Genomic DNA, 26,680 nt, shown 5'->3' on the forward strand with positions numbered 1-26,680 from the left:
GGGGTAGGCGGGTGTGGGCCGCCGGCTGTTTCCCGGGTAGGGGGCGGTGACCGGCACCGCGTCGGCCGGGTAGGCGGTCGCGGTCGGCTTCACCGCCAGCACGTAGGGGATGTTCCGGTCGGTCAGCCCCTGGCGGAAGGCAGCGGCGTCGCCGTAGCCGGCGTCCGCCACGACCGGCCGCACAGGCATGCCCCAGCCGGCCAGTTCGTCGATCATGTCCAGGRCGAGCCGCCATTTCTCCCGGTGCCGCGCCTTGTCGGGGATCGCGGCCCGTTCCCGCCGGGCCCGGGCGGCGGCGACCTCGGYCGGGTCGGTCAGGGTGGTGTCGTCCCAGCAGGTCGGGAGGAACAGCCGCCAGGCCACCGCGGCYGACGCCCAGTCGGTGACCGCGTGCACGGACACCCCGATCTGACAGTTCCCGACCTTGCCCAGGGTGCCGGAGTACATCCGGGCCACCCCGGGGGAGGCGGCCCGTCCTTCGGGAAAGCCGGTGTCGTCCACGACCAGCGCGACCGGGTCGCAGAACCCGGCCGCCCAGCCGGCGAGGCGCCGCCGGACCTGGCGGTAGTCCCAGGTCGAGCTGGTGACGAACTGCTGCAGCTGCTGAGGGTCCACACCGAGGCGGGCGGCCATCGGGACCATGCTCTTGCGCTTGCCGTCGGTCAGCAGCCGTTGCATAAGAGCGCCCGATAGCGGCGCTCATGCCGCCTCACCTTGCGGTGAGGCACTCCCGGTCTGACCGGCCGGAGCCGTACCGGGTTCCCGTTTCCCAGCCGCCCGCCCCGCGGACGGGGTCTTACGGTCGGCTCCACGGGCGTTTACTGTCTCCGACGTACTGGCGGCGACGAGGTTGGACAGGTTGACCGCGGCGTTCAGGTCGCGGTCGCCTACCAGCCCGCAGGACTGGCAGGCGAAGATACGGTCCGACAGGGTGAGGCCTGGGTTTCGCCRGCCGCAGTCGGAACAGGTCTTCGAGCTTGGATACCAGCGGTCCGCGACACAGAAGTTCCAGCTCGCCCTGATGAACGGCCAAAAAATCCAGATGAAAACGACGGAATCCGCACCCGATGAATTAACGGAGGACGAAACTGCGGCATCGGTGGCCAGCCGCCCCCAGGACGCCGGCGGCCTCCAACACACGATCCATATTCTCGAAGGAGTAGCCGCTGACGGCAAAAATTGGATCCGCCGCATCGAGTCCGCATGACTATTCTCGGAATTCGCACATCATGCAAAATTCATCAGGCCGAGACTGGCAGCTACGGCGCTCCGTGCCATGGAAATCGAGGATGGGTCTCCTCCATCCACTCGCGGAAGCGACGGACCCGCTCCTGATGGTTCGCTTTTCGGGGCTTCGTGGCATCTGTGCACGGGCTTGACTCAGGAGCACCACACTTTGGGCACGCGACGAGCCTGGCCCGCTCGACGGTCACCGGATCAGACGGGGACCCGCCTGCGCGCTGGCGCCACTCGTCACGCTGCCGTTCGTACTCGGCCAGGGCCACTCGATACCGACCCTCGTGGATGAGGRACACACGCGGTGCGGGTGGGATGTACGACGCAGGTGGCTTCCACTCCKGATCGTGCCCGATCTTGGCGATGATCCGCGAGATCGGACCGTCATAGTCACTTCCGACAGCGGTCACGGTGCCTTCGAAGGGTCCAGGACCATGGATCTTGGGACTGAGCCAGTTCTCGGGCAGGAGTACAAGGTCCCCCGGCACGAGGGGCTCAGCACCGTCCCACAGATAGGCATAGTTGCCCACCTTGACCTTCATCGCCACGACGGCCCTCCTCGTCTGGCTCTGCCGCTCCTCGGATCTAGGTGTCGCGCCGGTACGGTACCGACAGTGYGTGGGTATTCGCGCGCGTTTCGTAGCATTACCGACGGGAARCAAGACATCCGAAGCAYAGGCCGKAACTCGATCAACCAACGAACCACCTTGCAGCCATGATCGCAGTGGGCAAGGTCGAAGGTGGCGCGGTCGTACTTCGTCGCGATCGGTCCCCTGCCGGCCGAGCGGAGGTGCTGGGGCACGTTCGCGATCTCGTAGCGCCCCCGCTCACGCCTGGYGATCCGGCCACCGAGACGGGTGAAGGCCGCCTTGAACGCCAGCTCGACGTAGTGCGGCTGGAGCCTCTTGGCCCGGGCCTCATCCATCGCTGCGCGGAGCCGCTGGAGGTCGGCCTCGGCGAGGTGCTCTGAGGCGAGCGCCCGCTCGTCGAGCAGGTCCTTGAGGCCATCGCCGACGCTGGCGTCGATGACCTCGTGCATCTTCGCCTTCACGTCGGGGCGCTCGCCGTACTGGATGGCGTCGAGCAGGAGGGCGCGCAGCGGGGTCTCGGTGAAGGCTTCACCGAGGACGTCGAAGACCTTGCCGCCGTAATCCTGGCGCATCTGGTCGAGCTTGGCCAGTAAACGGGTGAAGACTTCACCCTCCCGCGTGTTGGAGGCCACGAGGTTCCACAGTCGGYAGACCTTGTCCTGGCCGATGCGGTGGATGCGGCCGAAGCGCTGCTCGATGCGGTTGGGATTCCACGGCAGGTCGTAGTTGACCATCAGATGGGCAGCCTGGAGGTTGAGGCCCTCCCCAGCCGCGTTGGTCGCCAGGAGGATCTGGACGTCGCGGTTCTTGGTGAATTCCTCGGTGATCTGGCGACGCTCGCCGCGGCGGACGCCGCCGTGGATCGCCCTGACCGCGTCGGGCTTGCCGAGCAGCGAGCCGATCCTGGCCCGGAGGTAGTCGAGGGTGTCGCGGTGCTCGGTGAAGATGATGAGCTTGCGCGGCCAGCCGTTGGCGTCGGCGGTCAGCACCTCGTCCTGGAGGATGTTCGACAGCTCGGTCCACTTGCGGTCGGTGYCGGCGTCGCGGACGATCTTGGCGGTCTTCACCAGCTCGGCCAGCTCGATCAGCTCGGCGTTGAGTTCCTCGACGGTCTGCGCTGCGGTGGCAGCGTCGAGCAGGTCCTCCTCCAGCTCCTCGATCTCCTCGGCGTTGTACCCGTCCTCGTCGATCTCGCCCAGGTCGACGGTCGGCTCGGACTCGCGGTAGGTGCCGTTGAGGATCTCCTGCCGTTTGCCCTCCAGGCGCTCGGAACGGCGGACGAGGCTCTTGTAGATCGCCTCCGGGCTGGAGGCGAGTCGCCGCTGGAGAACGGTGAGCGCGAAGCCGACGGTGTTCTTGCGCTTGCCGCCGAGCCGGTCGRCCCGGTTCATCCCCTCGCGGACGTAGTGGGTGACGTCCGCGTAGAGGGCGTACTCCAACGCGGTCAGCTCGTAGGGAACGGTCTCGGCGACACGTTCGGGGAAGAGGTTCTTGCCCTCGAAGGTAAGCAGCTCCTCCTTGACCAGGCGGCGCATGATCCCGCTGGTGTCCGTGGTCTTCTTCTGCCGGCCCTCGAACCGGTCCCTGTCGAGCAGGGTGAGGAAGAGCTGGAAGTCCTCCTCCTTGCCCGAGTGCGGGGTCGCGGTCATCAGCAGCAGGTGGYGGGTGATCTCGCCGAGGAGCTCCCCGAGCTGGAAGCGCTTGGTCTTCTCCAGCTTGCCGCCGAAGTAGTGGGCGCCCATGYGGTGGGCCTCGTCGACGACGATCAGGTCCCACTCGGTCTCCCTGAGCTGGGCCCGGAGCTGCTCGTTGCGGGAGAGCTGATCCATTCGTGCGATGAGGAGCGGGTTGGTCTCGAAGACGTTGAGGTTGACCTGGGAGTCCATGAGCTGGTTGGTCAGCAGATCGAAACGGAGGCCGAACTTGAAGAAGAGCTCGTCCTGCCACTGCTCCACGAGCCCRCCGGGCGCGACGATGAGGCACTGCTTCACGTCGTCGCGCAGCAGCAGCTCCTTGAGGTAGAGGCCAGCCATAATCGTCTTGCCGGCGCCGGGGTCGTCGGCGAGCAGGAAGCGCAGCGGGGTACGCGGGAGCAGCTCGCCGTACACCGCGCGGATCTGGTGCGGGAGGGGCTGCACGTCGCTGGTGGCGACGGCGAGCATCGGGTCGAAGAGCCCGGCCAGCGAGATGCGCTGCGCCTCGGCCACGAGTTTGAAGTCGCTGGCGTTGGCATCGAAGGCGCGGCTGCCGGTCTGGGCGACGCTGAGCTTGTCCTGGTCCTTGCGGAACACGACCTGCTGGCCGAGGCCGCCGGCGGCGGTCTTGTAGGTCAGTTCGAGCGCGTCGGAACCGTGCCATTGCGCGGCAATGACCGTGACGACCTCGGCGGGGATGAGCCCGTCGACGCGCAGCCCTGGCTTGAGTCCTTCCAGCAGCACGACTGACCTCCCGATAGACAGCCGACCAACGCTACTGGAGCGGTCCGACAGTCCGATTCGMGGACCCGGATCCCGGCCACCGACACGCTGGCGGACCGGGGCGGGCTGCGCCCGCACCCCCGGCAGCCACGCCAGGCGCCAGCGACGGACCTGCCAGCTTCCTAATTCCGCAGGCACGCCGCTGTCCGGCGCAGAGACGGGATGGCGGTGGGCCGGGTTCGGAGTGGCAATCTTGGCCGCACTCGCCGAACTGGCTGCCGTCCTGCGGGACGAACACGCTAGCGACGATCCAGCCGTGGCGTCACCCTGTAAGAAGCGAGTAACGCAGACCGATGCCCACCGGAGACATCGGCAGGCGCGGAGGGGAGATCGCTCGATGTCGGCACAGATACTCACGCTGGATGGCGAACGGCAGACGCTCTCGGACGAGACGGTCGAGGAGATTCGCGCGATCTTCCGCGGGCAGGTTCTGACGTCGGACGACCTGGGGTATGACGACATCCGGGTCGTCCAGAACGCCATGCTCGACCGCAGACCCGGTCTGATCATCCGATGCACCGGCACCGCCGACGTCGTCGACGCCGTCAGCCTCGCCTACAAGCGGGACCTGCTCGTCGCTGTCCGCGGCGGCGGCCACAGCATCGCCGGGACCTGCACGGCCGACGACAGTTTGATGATCGATCTGTCGATGATGCGGGGTGTCTGGGTCGACCCGGATCAGCGACGTGTGCGGGTGGCGGGTGGTGCGACCTGGGGCGACGTCGACCGTGAGACGCAGCTGTACGGGCTCGCGGTACCTGGCGGGGTCGTGTCGACCACGGGCGTCGCGGGTCTGACACTCGGTGGCGGAATCGGCTGGCTCCACCGCAAGTACGGTCTGGCCTGTGATGCGCTGCGCGCCGCCGAGGTCGTGACAGCCAGCGGCAAGATCATACGGTGCGACGGGACCGAACATGAGGACCTGTTCTGGGCGTTGCGTGGCGGGAGCGGCAACTTCGGTGTGGTGGTGTCCTTCGAGTTCGAGGCCTATCCGTTGGGCCCGATGGTCTGGAATAGCATGATCGTTCACCCGGTCGATGCCGTTACCGAGGTGCTTTCCCGCTGGCAKGACTGGACGTCCACCGTCCCTGACGAGGTCACCAGCCGTGCCCTCCTGTGGTCGCTGCCGGATGYACCGACGCTCCCGCCCGCCGTGYACAACCGCGACGTGCTCATCACGGCCGCCCTGTATGCCGGCACCCCGGACGAGGGTCAGCGAGCGTGCCGGGCGCTTTCCGGGTTTGGCGCGCCGCTTGCCGATATGAGCCAGGCCCGGTCGTACCGGACAGCGCAATCCTCCCTCGATCCCTTCTTCCCCAAGGGTGGGCTCCAGAGTTACTGGAAGTCCGTCTACCTGGACAGACTCGATGAGGACGCGACCACGTTCGTGGCGCGCATCAGCCACGACCGCCCGCACCCGACGACGATGGTGCACCTGCCTCTCCTGGGAGGGGCCATGTCACGTGTAGGGACAACCGAAACCGCGTTCGGTGACCGCAGCGCTCGGTACCTGCTGAGCATCGACGGAAACTGGCTGGACCCCGCCGAAGACGACGCAAACATCCGCTGGGTGCGCAATGCCTACGGCGAGGCCGTCAGGCTTCGGGCCRCATCGGGCACTTACCTCAACTTCGGCGGCGACGCGGATCTCGACGACGCCGACCGGGCACGGGCCTGGGGGCGCAACGTCGAGCGGCTGCGGCGAGTGAAGCGCACCTATGACCCGGAGAACCGCTTCCGGCTCAACCCCAACATCCCCCCCGCCGAAAGCTGAGCCGGCGCTGGGGCTGGGGCTGGGGCTGGGGCTGATGACCGTCCCCACCTTTCGGGCGATCTCCTCACGCATCTGACGGATCGACGCCACCGCATCACTGTCCGCGAGAATCTCCAGGGTCTCCTGTAGGCTCTCCCGCTCGTCCACCGAGACGACCGGCCAGGCTCGCTGGCGCGCCGTGGCCCACACGGCGCACAGTTCTTCATCCTCGGTCGTGGGCGAGGCGGACGTTGTAACGGGCATCCGAGGCTTGGCGTTCCGTCCCCGCGCGAGCGCACAAGGACGGAACACTTGTCTCTAAAAGATCTCCTCACCGACCGCAGGGATTCCTGCGATCGATGCCTGTTTTATTGGAATCTCAGCGACAGACCCTGACCGTGCGCGGGGGAATCCAGGTCCGGTGTCCATGCCTCCAGACCCAGTGACCGCTCATATGGCGCCAATAACAATGTACATCACTGCGATGGACCGCGCCAGGCGCGCTTCTCGGCGGAGAAGCCATCGAAGGAGCCGCAGACAAAATTGTCCCGAGCGCAACGATCACAACCATCAGAAAATACTTCGGGCTTTTCCTGAGCGCCATTTCCGCCCCCTCCAGTGTCGCACCGCCATCTCCTCGGGGAAGTTCCCCACTGGATTGCGAGCCAGAGATACCCCCGCCATCGGGCTCTAATCCTTTCACCAATGACGTGAATCGCAGCAATCTCCAACGTAATCGACGGCGATTTGCCGTGATCGATAGTTCATGGTTTGTGACCTACTGGGTAGGTAGAAGCAGAGCCGGTGTCCGGCGGCGAGCATGTCGATCAGTTCGCGGAGTAGGTGAGGCATCGAGGTGCTGGTCCAGGCCTKCCAGACTCGGCCGTCGCTTCAGCCACCGACGACCCMGCAGACTCCCGTCTTCCCCAGCAGTGTCACTGGTAGCCGGTCACCCGCCGTTCACGCGGTAGCATGGTGGGCGATACTGGGCGGTGTGACGAGCGACGGACAGACCGGGCCGGCAGCCGGCGGTGATGCGCCGCCCCGGCAGCCGTTCGCGCACCTGAGCGCCCCCAACGCGGACGTCTACCGGGAGGTGCTGACGACGTTCGCGCGGGCGCGGGACCGGTTCATCGTCCACATGCGCCCCGAGGACGTGATCGCGGATCTGGGGCGGCCGGGGCAGACCGAGTCGATCGTCGCCGCGCTGGACAAGCTCGTTGAGTGGGGCAACCTGCGGGCCGACCCGGACACCGGCCGGGTGACCACGGTGGCGGACTTCCACCGGGCGCGCTACCTGTACCAGCTGACCCCGGCCGGGCAGGCGGCCGAGGAGGCGATCGCCGTCTACGAGGTGGCGATCGGCCGCCGGGGCGCCCTGCAGTCGGTGGCGCTGGAGGACATCGCCGCCCAGCTGCGCGCCCTGGTGGAGATGACGGCCGGCGACGCCGCCGATCTCGACCCGGCGAAGGTACACCTGCTGCTGCTGGGGCTGGCGGAGCGGTTCACCGGACTGGCCGACAACGCTCAGGCGTTCATGACGTCCCTCCGCCGAGTGATCGACTTCTCGGACGGTGACGTGGACGCGTTCCTCGCCTACAAGCAACGGCTCATCGACTACATCAACCGGTTCATCGCCGAGCTGGCGAACCGGGGCGCGGAGATCGCCACCCTGCTGGGTCAGGTCGAGGGGGCCGGCGTCGAACGCCTGCTGCTACTCGCGGCCCGTCGGGAGGCGACCGACGCCGTGCCCGACGTGCCCGAGGTATCCGGCTCCGGGGCATCCGGCTCCGGGGCATCCGGCTCCGGGGCATCCGATTCCGGCCGGACCGGAGCCGGGCGAACCGACGCTGAGCGGATTCGGACCGCCTACGACGCCGCGGTCGCCGCGGCCCTGGACGGCTGGCGCAACCGCTGGCGCGGCCTGCACGACTGGTTCGTGTCGGCGGATTCACGCCGTCCCTCCCAGGCACGGTTGTTGCGGGGCGCGGCGATCACCGCGATCACCCAGCTCATCGATACCGTCGCCGCACTCAACGAGCGCCGTACCGGCCGTTCGGACCGGTCGGCGGACTTCCGCACGCTCGCTCGCTGGTTTGCCGAGGCTCCTGACGACGCGGCGGCCCACCGGCTGTGGCGGGCCGCATTCGGCCTGGCCTCGGCCCGGCATCTCACCGTCAGCCAGGAGACCGTCGCCGCCTGGCAGGAGGACGAGCCGACACCGAACACGCCGTGGCAGGATGCGCCGCCGATGCGGATCAGCCCGCAGCTACGCCGGACCGGTTCCTACGAGCGGCGCGGAACGCCGAACCGGGTCACGGACCGCGCGCGGCAGCGGCGGCTGCTCGCCGAGCAGGCCGCGCGGGAGGCGGAGCAGGCCGCGTCCGCTCGGGCCCGGCTCGCCACCGACGGGCCAGTGCTGCTGTCCCAGCTCGGCGTCCTGGACCGGCAGGCGTTCCGGCTGTTCCTCGGCCTGCTCGGGGACGCGCTCGCCGCCAGGCTGGCGGGCGATACCGAGGTGGAGACCACGTCCAGCGACGGCACGGTCCTGATCCGCCTCACCCTCGTCCCCGGCGGGGGGRTGGCGCGGATCGAGACCGAGGATGGCGTCCTGGACGGCCCGGAACACACCGTCGAGATCGTCGACCTGGCCGGTGCGGCATCGCGTCCGGCGGCCTGGAACGACCTGAACGACCTGAACGACTGGAGCGACTCGAACGACAGGAATGACCGAAACCGGCAAAACGATCTGAATGGCCGGATGGACGGCCTCGCTCCGGTCGTACTCGCCGGTGGGCCGGACCGGCTCGAGCTGCTGGAGACCGGACGGGTGTCCGGATGACGGCGGACTCGGTCGCCGAGGAGAACCGGGCCGCGCGGCGCAGGGCCCTGCGCGCGCTGCTGGCCGGGCCGCTACGCACCGCCGGCGCGGACGACGAGGTCCTGCGGCTGGTCCGCCGGCACGCGTCCGAGCTGCGCGAGTGGCTCGCCGCCGAAACCGGCTGGCGGCTGGTCGTCGACGCCGAATCGGCGCGGCTGTTCAAGACGGCGGCGACCATCCAGGACGACACGCACCCGGCGCGGGAGGGGAAGGGCCGAGCGCCGTTCGGGCGGCGCCGCTACGTCCTGCTGTGCCTCGCGCTGTCAGTGCTGGAGGGGGCGGACACCCAGATCACCCTCGGCCGGTTGGCCGAAGGGGTGCTGGTCGCGGCGAGCGACCCGGAACTGGCCCGCACCGGGGTCACCTTCACCCTCAGCCGCCGGGACGAACGTTCCGACCTCGTGGCGGTGGTCCGGCTGCTGCTCACGCTCGGCGTGCTGGATCGGGTCGCCGGCGAGGAGGACGCCTATCTGCGCGACAGCGGCGACGCGTTGTACGACGTACGCCGCAGGGTGCTCGCGTCGCTGCTGACCGGTACCCGCGGCCCGTCGACCATCGACGCCGACGACATCGGGGCGCGGCTCGCCGAGCTGACCCACGAGCCCGTCCCCGACACCGACGACCTGCGCAACCGGTCGCTTCGCCGCCGGTTGACCCGCCGGCTGCTCGATGATCCCGTCGTCTATTACGACGAGCTCGCCGAGGACGAGCGCGCCTACCTGATCAGCCAGCGCCGGGCGATCACCAGACGGATCGAGGACGCCACCGGTCTGATCGCCGAGATGCGCGCGGAGGGAATCGCGATGGTCGACCCCGACGACGAGCTCACCGACGTACGGATGCCGGAACAGCGCACCGACGGCCACGTGACCCTGCTAGTCGCCGAGTATCTCGCCACCCGGCCGGATCCCGCGGAGCCGGTGCCGGTCGGCCGGCTGCGTGGATACGTTCGGAAGATGGCGGCCGAGCATTCCACCTACTGGCGGCGGGGCGTCACCGAACCGGGTGCCGACGCCGAGCTGCTCGCCATGGCGCTGGACAAGCTGCGCGCGCTGCGGCTGGTCACGGACGTGCCGGGCCGGGCCGGCGAGCCGCCGGCAGTGCTCGCCCGGCCCGCGATCGCGCGCTACGCCGTCGAGGCGCCGACGATCCACGACGGCCGGGCGGGCGGCGCCGGCCCGGTCAGAAGCGGTCCGGCCAGAAGGAAGAAGACGAGCCGCCGATGAGCACCTCGACCCGCATGCCCGCGACACCGGCACCGGCCTCGATTCCCGCACCGGCACCGGCGTCGGCCTCGATTCCCGTACCGGCCCGGGAGGACCGCTGGCAGCCGCTGCGCGCCGGCCTGGTCGACCTCTTCTACTACGACGTGGAAGAGTTCCACTTCCACGACGGGCGGCTGCTGCTGCGGGGCAACAACGGTACCGGCAAGTCGAAGGTCCTGGCGCTGACGCTGCCGTTCCTGCTGGACGGCGAGCTGGCCGCGCACCGGGTCGAACCGGACGGTGACCGCAACAAGCGGATGGAATGGAACCTGCTGCTGGGCGGCCRGCATCCGCATCCCGAGCGGCTCGGCTACACCTGGCTGGAGTTCGGCCGGCTGGGCGGTGACGGCATCCCCGAGTACCGCACGATCGGGRCCGGCCTGAAGGCGGTCAGCGGGCGCGGCATCGTCCGGCACTGGTTCTTCGTGACCCGCCAGCGGATCGGTCCGCAGCTGTCCCTGGTCAGCCCGACCCGGGTGCCACTGACCAGGGACAAACTGAAAGAAGCCGTCGACGGCCACGGCGCGGTGTACGACACCGCGTCGGACTACCGCCGTGCCGTGGACGAAGCGCTGTTCGGTCTCGGCGGGCACCGGTACGAGGCCCTGGTCAACCTCCTGATCCAGCTACGCCAGCCGCAACTGTCCAAGAAGCCCGACGAGAAGCTGCTCTCCCGGGCGCTCACCGAGGCGTTGCCGCCGCTGGACCCCGCGCTCGTGGTCATCGTGGCCGAGGCGTTCCGGGGTCTGGACGAGGAACGGGAGACGCTGCGCGCCCTCGCCGAGGCGGAAACGGCTGCGCAGGCATTCCTGACCCATTACCGCCGGTACGCCCGAGTGGCCGCGAAGCGGTACGCCGCGCCGCCGCGGCAGGCGCACAGCCGCTACGAGCAGCACGGGCGGGATCTCGCCGAGGCCGACGCCGCGCATCAGGCGGCGGTCGAGGCCCTGACGGCCGCGCAGCAGGCGCTCACCGAGGTGGAGGAGGCGAAGGCCACACTGACCGCCCGGCGGGACGCGCTGCGGGACAGCCCGGAGATGCGCGACGCGGCGGCGCTGCGGGGCGCCGAGGAGGATGCCGGGCGGCTCGCCCGGTTCGCCGCCCAGCGGGAGCGGGACAGCCGGGCCGCGGCCGAGGCTGCCGGCGACCGGAAGCGCCGGCTCACGGGTGCGGAACGCACGGTCCAGGCCGACGCGGCGGGCTTCGACGCCGCGATCCGGGCCGCCGGGCTGGCGGCCGAGGCCGCCCTGGTCACCGGCCGGCACGCCGCGGTGCTCACCGAGCTGGACGGCGGGGAACCGCCGTACCGCGACGCCCGGCGATCCGCCGAGGCCCTGGTCGGGCAGCAGGGCACCGCCGTGAACCGTCTCGACGGGTTGCTGCGCGCGGCGGCCGACGCCGGCGTGGCGCTGCGCGCGGCCCGGGACGACCTGGACCGGATCACTGCCGAGCAGCAGGCCGCCGCCGAGCGGATCGCGGCGGCCGAGGACCTGACCGCCCAGCGCGGGGCGGGCCTCGTCGTGGCCTGCACGGCCTACCTGGCCGGCTGCGCGTACCTGCGGCCGGCCGACCCGGACGCCGCGCTGGCGGCCCTGGCCGGCTGGGTGGACACACTCGACGGGTCCAACCCGGTCGCCACCGCGGTGGACGGGGCGGCGCGGCTGGCCACCGCCGACCTCGGGCGCCGGCAGGCCGTCCTCGACGGCGAGCAGACGGCCGCCCGGCGGGAACTCGAACGGCTCGCCGAGGAGATCGAGCGGCTGGCGGCCGGTGGCCACGACTCGCCGCCGGCCCCGCACACCCGCGACGAGCACGGGCGGGACGGCCGGGACGGCGCCCCGCTGTGGAAGGTCGTCGACTTCGTCGACGGCGTGCCCGACGAGCACCGGGCCGGAATCGAGGCGGCGCTGGAGGCCGCCGGGATCCTCGACGCCTGGGTCGGCCCGGACGGGCGGCTGCACGACCCCGTCAGCGACGACGTTCTGGTCACGCCCGGGCGGCCGGCGCCGGGGGGTGGGCTGGCCGCGGTGCTCACGCCGGCGATCGACCGCGACGACGCACGCGCGGCCCGGCTGAGCGACACCGCGGTCGCCGCCGTCCTCGCGACGATCGGCCTGCGCGGCGGGCCCGGCCCGGCCGGCGGCTCCTTGGTCCACGGGCCGGCGGCCAACGGGACGACGGCCAACGGGACGACGGCCAACAGGACCTCGGGCACCGAGACCTGGGTCACCGTGGACGGCCGGTTCGGTAACGGGGTCCTGACCGGCGGTTGGCGCAAGGAAACCGCCGGCTACATCGGTGAGGGTGCCCGCGAGGCGGCCAGGCGGGTCCGGCTCGACCACCTGCGCGCCGATGCGACCCGGATCGAGCTACGGCTCGAAGAGCTGGCCGCGGCCGCCGCGGAGCTGGCCGACCGGCAGCTCTCGCTGGCCGCCGAGCACGGGGCCCGGCCCTCCGACGGCGACCTGCGCGAGGCGCACGCGCAGCTGGCCACGGAGCACAAGGCCAAGCGGCGGATCGACGCCCAGCACCAGGAGGCGGCCGCTGTCGCGGCCCGCCGGCAGCAGGCCGCGGGTGAGGCGCGGGCGGCGGCCGAGGAGTTCGCCGGCGACGTGCGCCTGCCCGCGGAGCCGGCCGCGCTGGCCGACGTCCGGGACGCCCTGGGTGACTACCGGGCGGAGCTGGCCGCGCTGTGGCCGGCGGCGGAATCGCTGGACCGGTCCCGCCGCGCGGCGACCGAGGCGGAACACGAACTCACCCTCGCGCTGGAACGCCAGGAACAGACCGCCGAGGCGGTCGCCGAGGCGCAGACGCAGGCCGACGCGGCCGCCGAACGTCACCGGGTCCTGGTCGAGACGGCCGGCGCCGCCGTCGACGAACTGTTCCGCAAACTGGCCGCCGTCGACACCGAACTCGACCGGTGCGGGCAGCGGGAGAAGCAGGCCCGGGCCGCCGAACGGGATGCGCTCGACGCCCGGGGCCGGGCTCACGGCCGGCGTGAGACGTTGCGGGAGGCGATCACCACCGCCGCGGCCGAACGCGAGGCGGCTGTCGCGAGGCTCCGGGCGTTCGCGGCCACCGGCCTGCTCGCGGTCGCCGTCCCGGACCTGGAGATCCCGGACCCGGCTGCCGGCTGGGCACCGTACCCCGCGATCACGCTCGCCCGGGCGGTCAACGCCGCCCTCGACGACGTCGACGACACCGACCGCCGGTGGGAGCTGGCGCAGCAGCGGGTGTCGGCCGAGCACAAGGTTCTCACCGACGCGCTGTCCCGGCACGGCCACTCGGTCGGGATGGTCGTCTCCGACGGCGTGATCGTGGTCGACGTCCTGTTCCAGGGCCGCAAGCAGGACATCCCGGCCCTGGTCGCCGCGTTGGAGACGGAGACCGGGCAGCGGGCGATGCTGCTGTCCGCGAAGGAACGCGAGATCCTGGAGAACCACCTTGTGAACGAGGTGGCCGGCGCCCTGCAGGAACTGATCAGCGACGCCGAGGGCCAGGTTCGCCGGATCAACACGGACCTCGCGCAGCGGCCCACGTCGACCGGCATGCGGCTGCGGTTGCAGTGGCGGGTCGCGCGCAGCGCCCCCGAGGGGCTCGGCGCGGTGCGCGACCGGTTGCTGCGGCAGACGGCCGACGCCTGGAGCCCCGCCGAGCGGACCGCCGTCGGCGCGTTCCTCCAGGAGGAGATCAACCGGGAGCACAGCGCGGACACCACCGGCGGATGGGCCGAGCAGTTGACCCGTGCCCTGGACTACCGCGACTGGCACGAGTTCGCTGTGCAGCGGTTCCAGGACGGTCAGTGGCGGCCGGCGAGCGGTCCGGCGTCCGGTGGTGAGCGGGTGCTCGCGGCGTCGGTGCCGCTGTTCGCGGCTGCCTCGTCGTTCTACGACTCCTCCGGCAACCGGCACGCACCCCGCCTGGTCGCCCTGGACGAGGCGTTCGCCGGAGTGGACGACGACTCGCGGGCCAAGTGCCTGGGTCTGCTCGCCGCGTTCGACCTCGATGTGGTGATGACCAGCGAGCGCGAGTGGGGCTGCTACCCGCAGGTTCCCGGCCTGGCGATCGCGCAGCTGTCCCGCCGGGACGGCATCGATGCCGTGCTCGTCACGCCGTGGCGGTGGGACGGGCACGAGCGCACCCGCGTCGACCGGCCGGTGCCCTACCAGCCCGAGCGGCCCGACCAACCCGACCAGCCCCAGCTACTCGACCAGCCCGACCAACCCGACCAGCCCCAGCCGCTCCGTCCGGCGCAGAGCGGCAACACCGAGCCCCTGCCGTTCGAGTGAGCGCGTCGTCGACCGGGGCCTCCCGCGGTACGGAAGCCGCCCGCGATGTGGAACGGCTGCGTCGTCTGCTGGGCGGTGAGCACACGGCGTGGCTGCTCGACCGGGTGCGGCGCAGGATCGAGCTGGGCCGGCCGCTCACCGGGACGGTCACCCTCGGCCGGGCCAGCGCGGACCAGCGGCGGGGGGTCGAGCGGCTGCTGGGCCGCYGGGCCGGCACCGGCGCCTCGCTGTCCGTGTCGTTGGACGAGGTCGACGCGGTGCTGCGGTCCAGCGGCGCCGCGCCGGACGGACTCGCCGCCGCCGTCCGCCAGCTCACCGGGGATGTCACGGAGCGGGCGGAGCTGGCCGCGGCGCAGTCACGAGCCTGGGCGCAGGCGCACCAGCCCCTGGACGACCTCCTCGCCCGGCGCCCCGAACTCACCCCCTGGCGGTCCTGGCTGGACAGCACCGGCCTGCTGCGCCGGCTGGCTGGCACCCCGGACGCGGCGGGGCCGCTGGCCGCCGACCTGCTCCGGGTGCTCGACGCGTTGCCCTCACCCGGCGTGGCGCTGGGCCGGCTGGCCGCCACCAGCACCGGTGACGCGCACGCGCTCGACGACGGCCGGCCGCTGGCGACGCTGGCCCTGGCGGCGGCCCGGGTACTGGGCGGATCCCACCCGGCGGGTGACGGCTCGGCCGCGGGCCGTCGCGCCGCGTGGGCCGCTGTCGGGGTGCACCGTGACGAACTGTCGTCCACGGTGCTCTGCCTGGGTCTGCCGGGCGGGGCGGACAGCCCGACCGGCCGGATCCTGGCCATCTGTCGCGAGGCGGGGGAGCCCTGCGTGCTCACTCTGCGCCAGGTCGGCCCGGGCCAGGACCGCGGCGACCTCGGGGTGGGCCTCGGAGTGGTGTACCTGTGCGAGAATCCGATCGTGCTGGCCAGCGCCGCCGACGAGCTGGCGGGCCGCACCCCGCCGCTGGTGTGCGTGAACGGCCAGCCGTCGGCCGCCGTCATCAGCCTGCTCGCGGCGCTCGCCGGCCAGGGCGCGCGGTTTGCCTACCATGGCGACTTCGACTGGGGCGGCATCCGCATCGCCAACGGCCTGCGGGAACGGATCGGCTGGCGGCCATGGCGTTTCGACGCCCGGTCCTATCAGGCGGCGCTGACCACGGTGACCGGCGGCGAGCTGGTTGGCCGGCCGGTCGACGCGGCCTGGGACCCCGACCTGCGCCCCGCGCTGGAGCACCATGCGATCAGAGTGGACGAGGAACTCGTCCTCGCCGAGCTGATCAACGACCTCGGCGCCCCACACGCCTGGTAACACTCGATAACACTCGGTAGATAAAGGCCAGGCGCTCAAGGGTGCGGCCGGTAGAGTCCCGGCGACACGCGCGGGCAGCAGGTCGGCAACCTCGCTCGTCCGGGCGCCATGGCCGGTGAGAGCAGCGGTGATCGTCTGGTCTTCGTCAACGACGACCAGCGGCGCCCGGTGCGGCAGGCGCATACTGGAGGCGATGACCAAGTCAGCGCTACCCAGGCCCCGTCTGTCCACCAGCCCCTTCAAGGCCCCGGTCACCCCGCCGTGCAAGCGGTTCGCCRTAGGAGACCGGGTCACCCACGACATGTACGGTCTCGGCCAGGTAACCAGGGTCGAAGCAGAAGTCGCCGTCCTCGTCGATTTCGGTTCCCAGCAGGAACGCATTCTGAGTCCGTTCAGCAAGATGTCCCGTCTCTGACGCCGTGAGGCTTCGATTCGCGGAACCCGAAGACGCCACGTAGGCGGCGGAAGGTCCCGCGGAGAAGCCTGTCACCGCCCTGACGTCCTACCCCTCGTTCCACTCGGCAGCCCCACCCCGAAAGCGAGACATCTCATCGCCACCGCCTCGATCCCCCTCTTCTCCGCGTCGGAGCCGCCGCGCTCTCTGCCGCGGCAGGAGCCCCCGCCTCTGACGATCCGCCTCTTCCAGGCACCCGACTTCGGGCTGTCTGATGTCGAGATCATCGATGTCGCGGTCACGGACGTCGAGACCGTCGCCTTCCAGGCGCCCGCCGTCGAGCGCCCGCCCGCGCTGGATCCCCGTCGTCATCGAGCGCGGCCCCGCCGATCGTAGGCTCCGGGCRCTGTCCGGGTAGGGCGCGCAGCCACGCGCACCAGGCGTCGACCCCCTGGCCGGTACGGGCGCTGACCTCCAGCACAGCCACGTCCGGGTTGACGTCGGCGAGGTTCTTCCGGAACGCGTCAAGGTCGAAGTCGAGGTGGGGAAGCAGGTCCGTCTTGTTGACGAGCACCAGGTCGGCCGAGCGGAACATGACCGGGTACTTGAGGGGCTTCTCCTCGCCCTCGGTGACGGCAAACACCATCGCGCGCAGGTCCTCCCCGACCTCGAACTCGGCGGGGCACACCAGGTTGCCGACGTTCTCGATAACGACGAGATCGAGGTCGCGCAGGGGCAGCTGGCCCAGCGCCGAGGCGACCATGGGCGCGTCCAGGTGGCACTCCCCGCCGAACCCGTTACCGGTGTTGATCAGGGCGATCGCCGCGCCGAGCCCGTCGAGGCGGTCGGCGTCGATGCTGGTCTCGATGTCGCCCTCGATGATCCCGACCCGCAGCTGCGGGCCGAGACGGCGCAGCGTCCCGACCAGCAGGGTGGTCTTACCGGCGCCGGGAGCGGACATCAGGTTCACCACCGTGACGCCGGCGGCGTCGAAGGCGGCCCGGTTCGCCAGCGCGACCCGCTCGTTCTCCCCGAGGATCCGCTCGAGGACCTCGACCCGTTCGGGCCCGGTGCCATAGCCGGCATGGTCCCCGACGGACACCCCGGCCGGTGGGTGYGGACCCGAGTACTCGTGCGGCGCCCCTTCCGGGTGGGGATGCGCCCCTTCCGGGTGGGGATGGAAGCGACCCACGGCGTGTCACGCCTCCACGGTGTCGGGAGCTGCCGAGCCGGGAGCCGCCGGGTCGGGAACTACTGGGTCGGAAGCCACCTCGAACGAGGTGACGAGGAACTCCTCGCCGGTGACGATGGTGACGCCGGCCGCACCGCAGGTGCCGCAGCGCAGCGCCCGGTCCGCCAACTCGCCGCGGGTCCCGCACACCCGGCAGCACACACTGACCGGCACGCTCTCGACCTCCAGCACGGACCCGGCCAGCACGGACCCGGCCAGCACGGACCCGGCCAGCACGGACCCGGCCAGCACCTGCCCGCCGGGGGGATCGGCGCCGTTCTCCGGGGGCCCAGCGTTCTCCGGGGGCCCAGCGTTCTCCGGGGGCCCAGCGTTCTCCGGGGGCCCAGCGTTCATCAGCTCCCAGCAGTAGGCGAGGGTTTCCGGCACGATCTGGCGCAGCTGACCCACCCGGACGTGCACCCGGGTGACCGGCCGACCGGCCGCGTGCCGGGTGACGACGTCCGCGATCGATCGGCAGACGGACAGCTCGTGCATCGCCCGGTCCTCCCCCGGCACCCTCCGGCGACCCGCCTGATCCGGTGACCCGCCCGAGCCGGCATCGCACCGGCTCACCACTTCGCCGGGCCGTACCTCGGCGCTCGCCCCACGGGCGTCGATGAGGGCGGGCTGGGATGGCCGGTGCATGCCCCACTCTCGCCCGGTCGTGTGCGCTTCACCAAACCGCACTGCGCGTTGGTGACTGCGCGTTGGTGGCAGCCTCCGCGCACTGTCGATAGGCGTCCGGCGCTGGGGGACATAGCGTCTGCTCTGCCGGAAGTCTCCGTGAGGCGACGGGCCACCYGACGATCACCCGGCCCAGCGGCTTCTGATCACCTCGACGGAGGGCTCGGTCCGCTCGTGGAGGTGGGCGGTGCGGCGGACCGCGGTGCCGACCACGGCCCGTCCGACGAAGGGAGTACTGATGTCATCCGTGCTGTGGTTCCAGGGCGGGGCGTGCAGCGGCAACACGATGTCCTTCCTGAACGCCGACGAGCCCAACGTCGTCGACCTAATCACCGACTTCGGGCTGGAACTGCTCTGGCACCCGTCGTTGGGGCTGGAGAACGGCGCCCAGGCCCGGGAGCTGTTCACCGACTGCGCGCGGGGTGAGCGGCCGGTCGACATCTTCGTCTTCGAGGGTTCGGTGATCCGCGGCCCGAACGGAACCGGCGGCTTCGACGTCTTCGCCGAGCGGCCCATGCAGGACTGGGTGCGCGAGCTGGCCGCCCGGGCCCAGGTGGTGGTGGCGATCGGGGACTGCGCGTGCTGGGGCGGGATCCCCGCGACGGCGCCGAACCCGACGGACTCCACCGGGCTGCAGTTCCACAAGCGTGAACGCGGCGGTTTCCTCGGCCCGGACTTCCGATCGCGCTCCGGGCTGCCCGTCGTCAACATTCCGGGCTGCCCGGCCCACCCGGACTGGATCACGCAGATCATCGTGGCGCTGGCCACCGGCCGGGCCRCCGACATCGCGCTCGACGAGCTGCACCGGCCACGGACGTTCTTCACGACATTCACCCAGACCGGCTGCACCAGGGCGGAGTACTTCGAATACAAGCAGTCGACCCTGGCTTTCGGGGACGGGACCCGCAAGGGCTGCCTGTTCTACGAGTTCGGCTGCCGCGGCCCGATGACCCACTCCCCGTGCAACCGGATCCTGTGGAACCGCCAGTCGTCGAAGACCCGCGCCGGCATGCCGTGCATCGGGTGCACGGAGCCGGAGTTCCCATTCTTCGACCTCGCCCCCGGCACGATCTTCAGGACCCGGAAGGTCGGCGGGCTCATTCCGCGGGAGGTGCCGGCGGGCAGCGGCCACCTCGGCTACCTGGCACACGCGGCAGCTGCCCGGATAGTCGCCCCGCAGTGGTCGAAGGAGGACATGTTCGTCGTCTAGCCGGCCGGTAGCCGGTAGCCGCGCGTGCTCCGACCGGAGACCGCGAGGAACGGACGGGGAGAAGAGAGGATTCCAATGGCCACCGTCGATCTCAACGTCAGCCCGTTGGGGCGCGTCGAGGGCGACCTCGACGTCCGGGTCACGATCGACGACGGGGTGGTCACCTCGGCGTGGACCGAGGCGGCGATGTTCCGGGGTTTTGAGATCATCCTGCGCGGCAAGGACCCGCAGGCGGGCCTGATCGTGACCCCGCGGATCTGCGGGATCTGCGGGGGCAGCCACCTGTACAAGTCGGCGTACGCGCTGGACGTCGCGTGGCGCACCGAGATGCCGCCCAACGCGACGCTGGTCCGCAACATCGCGCAGGCGTGCGAGACGTTGCAGAGCATCCCGCGCTGCTTCTACGCGCTGTTCGCCATCGACCTCACGAACCGGAAATACGCCTCCTCGCCGCTGTATGAGGAGGCGGTACGGCGGTTCGCGCCCTACACCGGCAGCAGCTACGGCCCGGCGGTGGTGCTGTCGGCCAAGCCGGTGGAGGTCTACGCCATCTTCGGCGGGCAGTGGCCGCACTCCAGCTTCATGGTGCCCGGCGGGGTGATGTGCGCGCCGACGCTGTCGGACGTGACCCGCTCCATCGCCATCCTGGAGCACTGGAAGGTCAACTGGCTGGAGAAGCAGTGGCTCGGCTGCTCGGTGGAGCGCTGGCTGGCCAACCGTACCTGGCAGGACGTGCTCGCCTGGGTGGACGAGAACCCCGCCCAGCACGACAGCGACTGCGGCTTCTTCCTCCGGTACTGCCTAGACATCGGCCTGGATCGCTACGGCCAGGGAGTCGGCAACTACCTGGCGACCGGGACGTACTTCGCCCCCGACCTCTACACCCGGCCGACCATCTCCGGCCGCAACGCGGCACTCATCGGCCGGTCCGGGGTGTACGCGGGCGGCGGGTACTTCGAGTTCGACCAGGCCCGGGTGCGGGAGGACGTCACCCACTYGTTCTACGAGGGAACCGAGGCGCGCCACCCGTTCGACGGCGAGACCCGGCCCATCGATCCGGCGCGCGGCCGGGAGGAGGGCAAGTACAGCTGGGCGAAGTCACCCCGGTACGAGGTGCCGAACCACGGATACCTGCCGTTGGAGGCCGGGCCACTCGCCCGCCGCGTCGCAGCCGCGGCTCCCGGCGCGGGTGCCCACCAGGACGACGACCCGTTGTTCGGGGACATCCTGGCGGCCATCGGCCCGTCGGTGATGGTCCGCCTGCTGGCCCGGATGCACGAGGCCGCCAGGTACTACCAGTGGACGCGGGCCTGGCTCGACCAGCTGGACCTACGCGAGCCGTTTCACCTCAAGCCGGTGGAGTACACCGAAGGGCGCGGCTTCGGTTCCACGGAGGCGGCCCGCGGCTCGCTCTCGGACTGGATCGTCATCGAGGACGGCAAGATCRCGAACTACCAGGTGGTCACCCCGACCGCCTGGAACATCGGCCCCCGCGACGGCTCCGAGGCGCCCGGTCCCATCGAGCAGGCCCTCGTCGGCACGCCCATCGTGGATCCGGAGAACCCGATCGAGCTCGGCCACGTGGCCCGCAGCTTCGACTCGTGCCTGGTCTGCACGGTCCACGCCTACGACGGCAGGACCGGCCGGGAGCTCAGCAGGTTCGTCATCAACGACAACCTATGACCGGGACCGACCTATGACCGGGGATCGCGAGGCGGGTGCCGCCTCGCGGCCCCCGGTCGGGCCGCGGGTGCAGGTCGATCCGCCCGGTTTCGAACCACCAGGGTGCGAGGTGGCCGTGATCGGCTGCGGCAACCTGCTGCGCGGTGACGACGGGGTCGGGCCGATCCTGGTCCGCCGGCTCGCCGAGACGGGCGTCCCGGCCGGGGTGCGCCTGGTCGACGGGGGGACCGCCGGGATGGACACGGCGTTCGCGATGCGCGGCGCACGCCGGGTCGTGGTCGTCGACGCCAGCCGCACCGGGGCCGAGCCCGGGACCGTGTTCGAGGTCCCGGGCGCACAGCTGGAGAACCTGCCCCTGGACGCGCCGCACCCGCACGCCTTCCGCTGGGACCAGGCGCTGGCGTTCGGGCGCTGGCTGCTCGGCGACGGCTACCCGGACGACGTCGTCGTCTACCTCATCGAGGCGGGCGGCGTGGAGCCCGGCGCCGATCTCAGTCCCGCGGTGCGCCGGGCGATGGAACAGGTCCGGGACATGATCATCTCTGGTCTCGCCCCCGGGACCGGCGGAACGGACGGATGACCGGACGCATGGATGACCGGACGCACAGGTCCAGATGACCAGACGCATGGGTGAGGACGCGCATGGGTGAGGACGACGTCATCAGCACGGGCGTGACCTGCGCGCGCCCGCAGCCCGTCGGGGTCTTTCCGCTGCCGGCCGGCTTCCTGCTCGTGCCGGGCGGCGAGGCCACGGCCGACCTGCGCCGGACATTGGCGGCCGGGAAGGTGCCGGTGGCCTGGCCGGCGGAGCTGGCCGCGCTGGAGCTCGCCTACCGCGGGGAGGTCGTCGCGGCCCTCGGGCAGCTGCGCGGCGACGACCCGGTCGACCGCTACAACCGCTTCGTGCTGCGACCAGCGGGCGCGGACCCCGAAGACCCGGTGGCACTGCGCCGGGCGCTCGGCGACGAGCTGGGGATCCTGGTGGACGTAGTCCGGTTCGCCCTGGGCGAGCTGGACGAACCTCCGCCGCCCGGCGGGGAGACCGACGAGATCGCGGCGATGGTGTGGTCCGCACACGCCGCCCACGCCATGGCCGCCGGCCGGACGGGCGAGGCAGCGGGGCTGCTGGAGCGGGCCATCGCCGCGGCGCGGGAACCCTCCCCCGGTCTCGCCGCCCAGCTCAGGTCCACCGCGGCGGACCTGCGTCGCGGAGTCGAGGGACCGAGCCCGGCCGTCATCGCAGAGCTGACGGCGGCGCTCGCCGCGCTGGCCGCCACCGACCTCACGGTCGGCCGGGCCGAGCTGCACCTGAGCCTCGGTTCGGCCTACCAGGAGCTGGCCGGGGACGATCCGGCGGGCCTGAAGGTCGCGGTGGAGCACTACCTCTCGGCGCTGCGCCTGGTCCGCATCGACACCGCCCCGGAGCTGTTCGCGGCGGCACAGGTCAACCTCGCCACGGCGTATCTGACCATGCCGATGGCGCAGGCGTCCGACCAGCTGCGGGTCGGCGTGGCTGTGCAGGGCCTGCGGACCGCTCTGTCCGTCTACACCCGCGAGACTCATCCCGAGCGGTGGGCCAGCACCCAGCTCAACCTGGCCAACGCCTTGGTCTACGCGCCGTCCGCACACCGGGAGGACAACCTGCGGGAGGCGGTCGCGCGCTACCAGGAGGTCATCGCCGCCCGCGACCGCGACGCCGACCCCCTCGGCTACGCCCGGGCTCGGGCGAACCAGGGCAACGCCCTGGCCCACCTCGGCCTCTTCGACCCGGCGCAGGCGGTGCTGCACGAGGCACGGGCGATCTTCGAGGAGGTCGGGGACCCCGACGCCGTCCTGGCCGTGCGCGGGGTGCTCGACGAGATCGCCCGCCGACTCACCGCGAAGCCGACGTGACGCCCGGCAGCGGAACACTCGGTGACGCCACTCCGAGCACTCCGACCAGATGGGTGGGGCAGGACGGCCAGGCGGGACGGGGCGGCCAGGCGGGACGGGGCGGCCAGGCGGGACGGGGCGGATGGGCGGGGAGCTGGGAACCGGCGGTGTGGATCGGCGCCCCGGCGCCCGGCGGGCTGGCCCTGCCGTCGGCGCGGCCGTCGGCGTCCCGGCTGTACGCGCCGCGCGGGGTGTGGCTCGGCGACGACCTGCTCGTGGTGGCGGACTCGGGTAACCACCGGGTGCTGATCTGGCATGGTCTGCCGGCCGTCGAYGGCGCCCCCGCCGACGTCGTGCTCGGCCAGGCCGACGCGACGAGCGAAGGGCCGGCGGCCGCGGGGCGCGGGCCCGAACGCGGCCTGCACCTGCCGACCGGCGTGCTCGTCACGGATGGCCGGCTCGTGGTCGCCGATGCCTGGCACCACCGGGTGCTGGTCTGGAACGAGGTCCCGACGGTCACCGACACCGCCCCCGACCTCGTGCTCGGGCAGCCGGACGCCGACGCCGTCCGCGAGAACCGGGGCGGCCCGTGCGGACCAGACACCTTCTACTGGCCCTTCGGGGTGGCCGTGGTGGGTGGGCGCTTCTACGTCGCCGACACCGGTAACCGGCGGATCCTGGGCTGGTCGAATGGCCTGCCGTCCTCGCCCGGCCGGCTACCCGACCTGGTGCTGGGGCAGCCCGATCCCACCCGCCGGGACGAGAACCGTGGCGGCGCGGCCGGTCCGGCGAGCTTCCGGTGGCCGCACGACCTCGCCGGCACCGCCGACCGGCTGCTGGTCGCGGACGCCGGCAACCACCGGCTGCTCGGCTGGGCCCCCCATCCCGACGCCGACGGCGACGCCGATCTGGTGCTCGGCCAGCCCGATCTCGCATGCTCCGGGGAGTTCCCCTACGCGCCCGGCCGGGCCGACGTCCTGCGCTTCCCCTACGCCGTCGACAGCGACGGGCACCTGCTGGCCGTCGCGGACACCGCCAACAACCGCGTCCTGCTGTGGGAGGAGCTGCCGCGGCGCAGTTCCACGCCCGCGACCGGTGTGCTCGGCCAGCCGTCGTTCGCCGAGACCGGGGAGAACCGGTGGACCCGCGTCGAGGCCGACACCTTCTGCTGGCCGTACGGCCTCTCGGTGCGCGGCGACCGGCTCGCGGTGGCGGACTCGGGCAACAACCGGGTCATGATCTGGCGGCGGGTATGACCGGAGGGCGGACCGGGCGGACCGGGCGGACCGGGCGCCGGGTCCGGCGCCGGGTCGTGGTGGAGGGCGTCGTCCAGGGCGTCGGTTTCCGGCCCTACGTCCACCGGCTCGCGGGCACCCTCGGGCTCGCGGGATTCGTCGGCAACGACTCGACCTCGGTGTTCGCCGAGGTCGAAGGCGACGAGGTGGCCGTGGCCGAGTTCCTGYGCCGACTCGAACCGCAGGCGCCACCGCTCGCGCGCATCGAGCGCGTCACGGTGACGAGCGTGACCCGGTCGACCGCCGGCGACGCCGGGTTCCGGATCGTGGCCGGCGCGACCGTTCCCGGCGATCGCACCCTGGTACCCGCGGACACCGCGGTGTGCRCCGACTGCCTGCGCGAGATGTTCGACCCGACCGACCGGCGCCACCGCCACCCGTTCATCACCTGCACCAACTGCGGCCCGCGGTACACGATCATCAGCGCGCTGCCGTATGACCGCGCGGCCACGACGATGGCCCGCTTCCCGATGTGCGCGCGGTGCGCGGCGGAGTACGCCGACCCGGCGGACCGCCGTTTCCACGCCGAACCCGTCGCCTGCCCGTCCTGCGGACCGAAGCTGTGGTTCAGCCCCGCGGACGGCACCGGACCGGAGGTCCACGGCACGGACGCCGCGCTGGCGGCGGCCCAGCGGGCACTGGCGGACGGCGCGGTGGTCGCGGTCAAGGGCGTCGGCGGCTACCACCTGGCCTGCTCGGCCGAGAACGACCCGGGCGACACGGCCGGCGACACGGCCCTGGCGCGCCTGCGCGCCCGCAAGGACCGGCCCGACAAGCCGTTCGCGGTGATGGTGCGCGACCTGGCGACGGCCGCCCTGGTGGCCGACCTGTCGTCGGCGGAGGCGGCGCTGCTGGCATCGCCGGCCGCTCCGATCGTGCTCGTCCGCCGCTCGCCCGCGGCGGGGATGTCAGGGATATCGGGGATGTCGCGGCTGGTCGCCCCCGGCACTCCGCTGGTGGGGCTGCTGCTGCCGTACACACCCGTGCACCACCTGCTGTTCGCGCCGGTCCCGGGTGGCGGCCCGCGACCGCCGCGGATGCTGGTGATGACCAGTGGCAACCGTTCGGGCGAGCCCATCTGCTTCGCCGACGACGACGCGCGGGACCGGCTCGCCGGCCTCGCTGATGCGTTCCTCCGGCACGACCGACCGATCCTCCTGCCGTGTGACGACTCGGTGGTGCGCTGCGGCTACGGGGACGACGGAGACGACGGGCAGGTGCTGCCGGTGCGGCGCTCCCGCGGATACGTTCCGCTGCCGGTGGACCTCGGCCGCCCCGTCCGGTCGGTGCTCGCCGTGGGCGGCGAGGGCAAGAGCACGTTCTGCCTCACCACGGACCGTCGCGCGTTCGTGTCCCAGCATCTGGGTGACATGGGCAGCCTGGCGGCGCTCAGGGCCTTCGAGCGCTCCGCCGCGCACCTGACCGATCTGTACGGCGTCGCGCCGGAGACGCTCGCCGCCGACCTCCATCCGGGATACGTCACCCGGGCCTGGGCCGAACGCGCGGCGGCTACGGGGACCGAACAGGCGGCAGCCGGGGACCCGGCGGCGGGGGCGAACCAGACCTCCACCCACGGGTCACGGTCCGCCGGCCGATTGCCGCACCTGGTCCAGCACCACCATGCCCATGTGGCCGCCCTACTCGCCGAGCACGGCAGGCTCGGCGACACCATCCTCGGGGTCGCGTTCGACGGCACCGGCTACGGGCTCGACGGCACGATCTGGGGCGGCGAGGTGCTGCTGGTAGGCCCGGACGTCGCCCGCGCCGAGCGGGTCGCGCACCTGCGTCCGATCGGCCTGCCCGGGGGCGACGCCGCCGTCCGCAATCCGTACCGGGTCGCGCTCGCCCATCTGGCCGCCGCCGACCTGGACTGGACCGCGGACCTGGCGCCGGTGCGGGCCTGCTCCGTGGCGGAGTTGCGCACCCTGCGCACCGCGCTGGACCGGGGCGTGGCCTGCGTGCCCTGCACGAGCATGGGCCGCCTGTTCGACGCGGTGGCGTCACTGCTCGGGGTGCGTCACCGGATCACCTACGAGGCGCAGGCCGCCGTCGAGCTGGAGGCGCTCGCCGCGGCGGAGTTCGGCGGCGCCGGACTCGGCGGCGCCGGACTCGGCGGCGCCGGACTCGGCGGCGCCGGTGCCTGCCGGCTCTCCTTCGGCCTGGCGAACGGCGTCCTCGACCCGGTGGGGGTGCTCGCGGGGATCGTCGCCGGTCTGCGGGCGGGAGTGGCGGTGCCGGTGCTGGCCGGCGCGTTCCATCTGGCGGTCGCGGACGCGGTGGCCGAGGTCGCGGGGCTCGCGCGGCGGCGGTACGGAGTCCGCCTGGTCGGTCTGACCGGCGGGGTGTTCGCCAACGTAGTGCTGACGCGGGCCTGCCGCGCCCGGCTCGCCACTGCCGGGTTCGACGTACTCGTCCATCGGGTGGTGCCGCCGGGCGACGGTGGGCTGGCGCTGGGCCAGGCGGCGGTCGCGGCGCTGAGCCGCCCGACGGAGCCGACCTTCGGCGGGAAGGAAGCCTGA

General features: G+C 71.8%; 16 protein-coding genes and 2 pseudogenes. 12 read left to right on the forward strand and 6 right to left on the reverse strand.

Annotated features, from left to right (window positions below):
- The 3 genes and pseudogenes from Manayef4_RS15345 to Manayef4_RS15360 form a co-directional block, all read right to left on the reverse strand.
- Positions 1-678 (reverse strand): transposase (locus Manayef4_RS15345; protein ID WP_349257448.1); only part of this gene is annotated, 678 nt, incomplete at its 3' end.
- A 21-nt stretch (positions 679-699) separates the two neighbouring features.
- Positions 700-999, reverse strand: a pseudogene (locus Manayef4_RS23155) (zinc ribbon domain-containing protein); the annotation flags it as partial.
- Between the two features lie 967 nt (positions 1,000-1,966).
- A pseudogene (locus Manayef4_RS15360) lies at positions 1,967-4,264 on the reverse strand (helicase-related protein); the annotation flags it as partial.
- 376 nt (positions 4,265-4,640) lie between these two features.
- On the opposite strand from Manayef4_RS15360, the gene Manayef4_RS15365 reads away from it, so the two are divergent.
- The 6 genes from Manayef4_RS15365 (at position 4,641) to Manayef4_RS15390 (ending at position 16,207) form a co-directional block, all read left to right on the forward strand.
- Positions 4,641-6,077 carry an FAD-binding oxidoreductase gene (locus tag Manayef4_RS15365; protein WP_070132039.1) on the forward strand — a complete coding sequence of 479 codons (1,437 nt, stop codon included), beginning with the start codon at positions 4,641-4,643 and terminating at the stop codon, positions 6,075-6,077.
- A 973-nt stretch (positions 6,078-7,050) separates the two neighbouring features.
- Positions 7,051-8,898 carry a TIGR02677 family protein gene (locus tag Manayef4_RS15370; protein ID WP_254665673.1) on the forward strand — a complete coding sequence of 616 codons (1,848 nt, stop codon included), beginning with the start codon at positions 7,051-7,053 and terminating at the stop codon, positions 8,896-8,898.
- Entirely contained in the window at positions 8,895-10,163 is a 1,269-nt protein-coding gene (locus tag Manayef4_RS15375; protein ID WP_011435533.1) for a TIGR02678 family protein, read from the forward strand. The genes Manayef4_RS15370 and Manayef4_RS15375 overlap by 4 nt, the downstream gene beginning before the upstream one ends.
- Positions 10,160-14,491: a TIGR02680 family protein gene (locus Manayef4_RS15380; protein ID WP_070132041.1), complete on the forward strand. Its 4,332-nt coding sequence runs from the start codon at positions 10,160-10,162 to the stop codon at positions 14,489-14,491. Before Manayef4_RS15375 ends, Manayef4_RS15380 begins: the two co-directional genes overlap by 4 nt.
- Positions 14,488-15,792 (forward strand): TIGR02679 family protein, encoded by a 1,305-nt coding sequence (locus Manayef4_RS15385; protein WP_070132042.1) that lies wholly within the window; start codon positions 14,488-14,490, stop codon positions 15,790-15,792. The genes Manayef4_RS15380 and Manayef4_RS15385 overlap by 4 nt, the downstream gene beginning before the upstream one ends.
- Before the next feature lie 193 nt (positions 15,793-15,985).
- Entirely contained in the window at positions 15,986-16,207 is a 222-nt protein-coding gene (locus Manayef4_RS15390) for a hypothetical protein (protein ID WP_070132056.1), read from the forward strand.
- A 277-nt stretch (positions 16,208-16,484) separates the two neighbouring features.
- On the opposite strand, the gene hypB is transcribed toward Manayef4_RS15390, so the two are convergent.
- The 3 genes from hypB to Manayef4_RS25045 all read right to left on the reverse strand — a co-directional run bounded on the left by hypB (position 16,485) and on the right by Manayef4_RS25045 (position 18,386).
- Positions 16,485-17,288: a hydrogenase nickel incorporation protein HypB gene (gene hypB, locus Manayef4_RS15395; protein ID WP_254665674.1), complete on the reverse strand. Its 804-nt coding sequence runs from the start codon at positions 17,286-17,288 to the stop codon at positions 16,485-16,487.
- A gap of 96 nt (positions 17,289-17,384) precedes the next feature.
- On the reverse strand, positions 17,385-18,062 hold the full coding sequence (locus Manayef4_RS15400) for a hydrogenase maturation nickel metallochaperone HypA (protein ID WP_254665675.1): 678 nt from the start codon (positions 18,060-18,062) through the stop codon (positions 17,385-17,387).
- A gap of 162 nt (positions 18,063-18,224) precedes the next feature.
- Complete coding sequence (locus Manayef4_RS25045) at positions 18,225-18,386, reverse strand: hypothetical protein (RefSeq protein ID WP_175443400.1); 162 nt, start codon at positions 18,384-18,386, stop codon at positions 18,225-18,227.
- Here Manayef4_RS25045 and Manayef4_RS15405 point away from each other — a divergent pair.
- From Manayef4_RS15405 to hypF, 6 genes are all read left to right on the forward strand, one after another.
- Complete coding sequence (locus Manayef4_RS15405; RefSeq protein ID WP_070132058.1) at positions 18,340-19,311, forward strand: hydrogenase; 972 nt, start codon at positions 18,340-18,342, stop codon at positions 19,309-19,311. The genes Manayef4_RS25045 and Manayef4_RS15405 overlap by 47 nt on opposite strands.
- A 75-nt stretch (positions 19,312-19,386) precedes the next feature.
- A complete protein-coding gene (locus Manayef4_RS15410; RefSeq protein WP_070132044.1) occupies positions 19,387-20,994 on the forward strand; it encodes a nickel-dependent hydrogenase large subunit in 1,608 nt (535 codons plus the stop codon).
- Between the two features lie 13 nt (positions 20,995-21,007).
- A complete protein-coding gene (locus Manayef4_RS15415) occupies positions 21,008-21,574 on the forward strand; it encodes a hydrogenase maturation protease (RefSeq protein ID WP_011435525.1) in 567 nt (188 codons plus the stop codon).
- Positions 21,575-21,636: 62 nt separating this feature from the next.
- The gene (locus tag Manayef4_RS15420) at positions 21,637-22,887 is read left to right on the forward strand and encodes a hypothetical protein (RefSeq protein WP_011435524.1); all 1,251 of its coding nucleotides are present in this window, start codon (positions 21,637-21,639) and stop codon (positions 22,885-22,887) included.
- A 146-nt stretch (positions 22,888-23,033) separates the two neighbouring features.
- The gene (locus Manayef4_RS15425; RefSeq protein WP_035733752.1) at positions 23,034-24,122 is read left to right on the forward strand and encodes an NHL repeat-containing protein; all 1,089 of its coding nucleotides are present in this window, start codon (positions 23,034-23,036) and stop codon (positions 24,120-24,122) included.
- Positions 24,119-26,680 carry a carbamoyltransferase HypF gene (gene hypF / locus Manayef4_RS15430; protein ID WP_070132045.1) on the forward strand — a complete coding sequence of 854 codons (2,562 nt, stop codon included), beginning with the start codon at positions 24,119-24,121 and terminating at the stop codon, positions 26,678-26,680. The genes Manayef4_RS15425 and hypF overlap by 4 nt, the downstream gene beginning before the upstream one ends.

It is taken from the genome of Frankia sp. CgMI4 (assembly GCF_001756285.1).
In the GTDB taxonomy this organism is placed as follows: Bacteria; Actinomycetota; Actinomycetes; order Frankiales; family Frankiaceae; genus Frankia; species Frankia casuarinae.

What these genes read in the sequence shown, in the direction of transcription:
- Manayef4_RS15420 (WP_011435524.1), top strand. Translation starts at nt 21,637, where the DNA reads ATGGGTGAGGACGACGTCATCAGCACGGGCGTGACCTGCGCGCGCCCG.
- Manayef4_RS15415 (WP_011435525.1), top strand. Translation starts at nt 21,008, where the DNA reads ATGACCGGGGATCGCGAGGCGGGTGCCGCCTCGCGGCCCCCGGTCGGG.
- Manayef4_RS15375 (WP_011435533.1), top strand. Translation starts at nt 8,895, where the DNA reads ATGACGGCGGACTCGGTCGCCGAGGAGAACCGGGCCGCGCGGCGCAGG.
- Manayef4_RS15400 (WP_254665675.1), bottom strand. Translation starts at nt 18,062, where the DNA reads ATGCACCGGCCATCCCAGCCCGCCCTCATCGACGCCCGTGGGGCGAGC.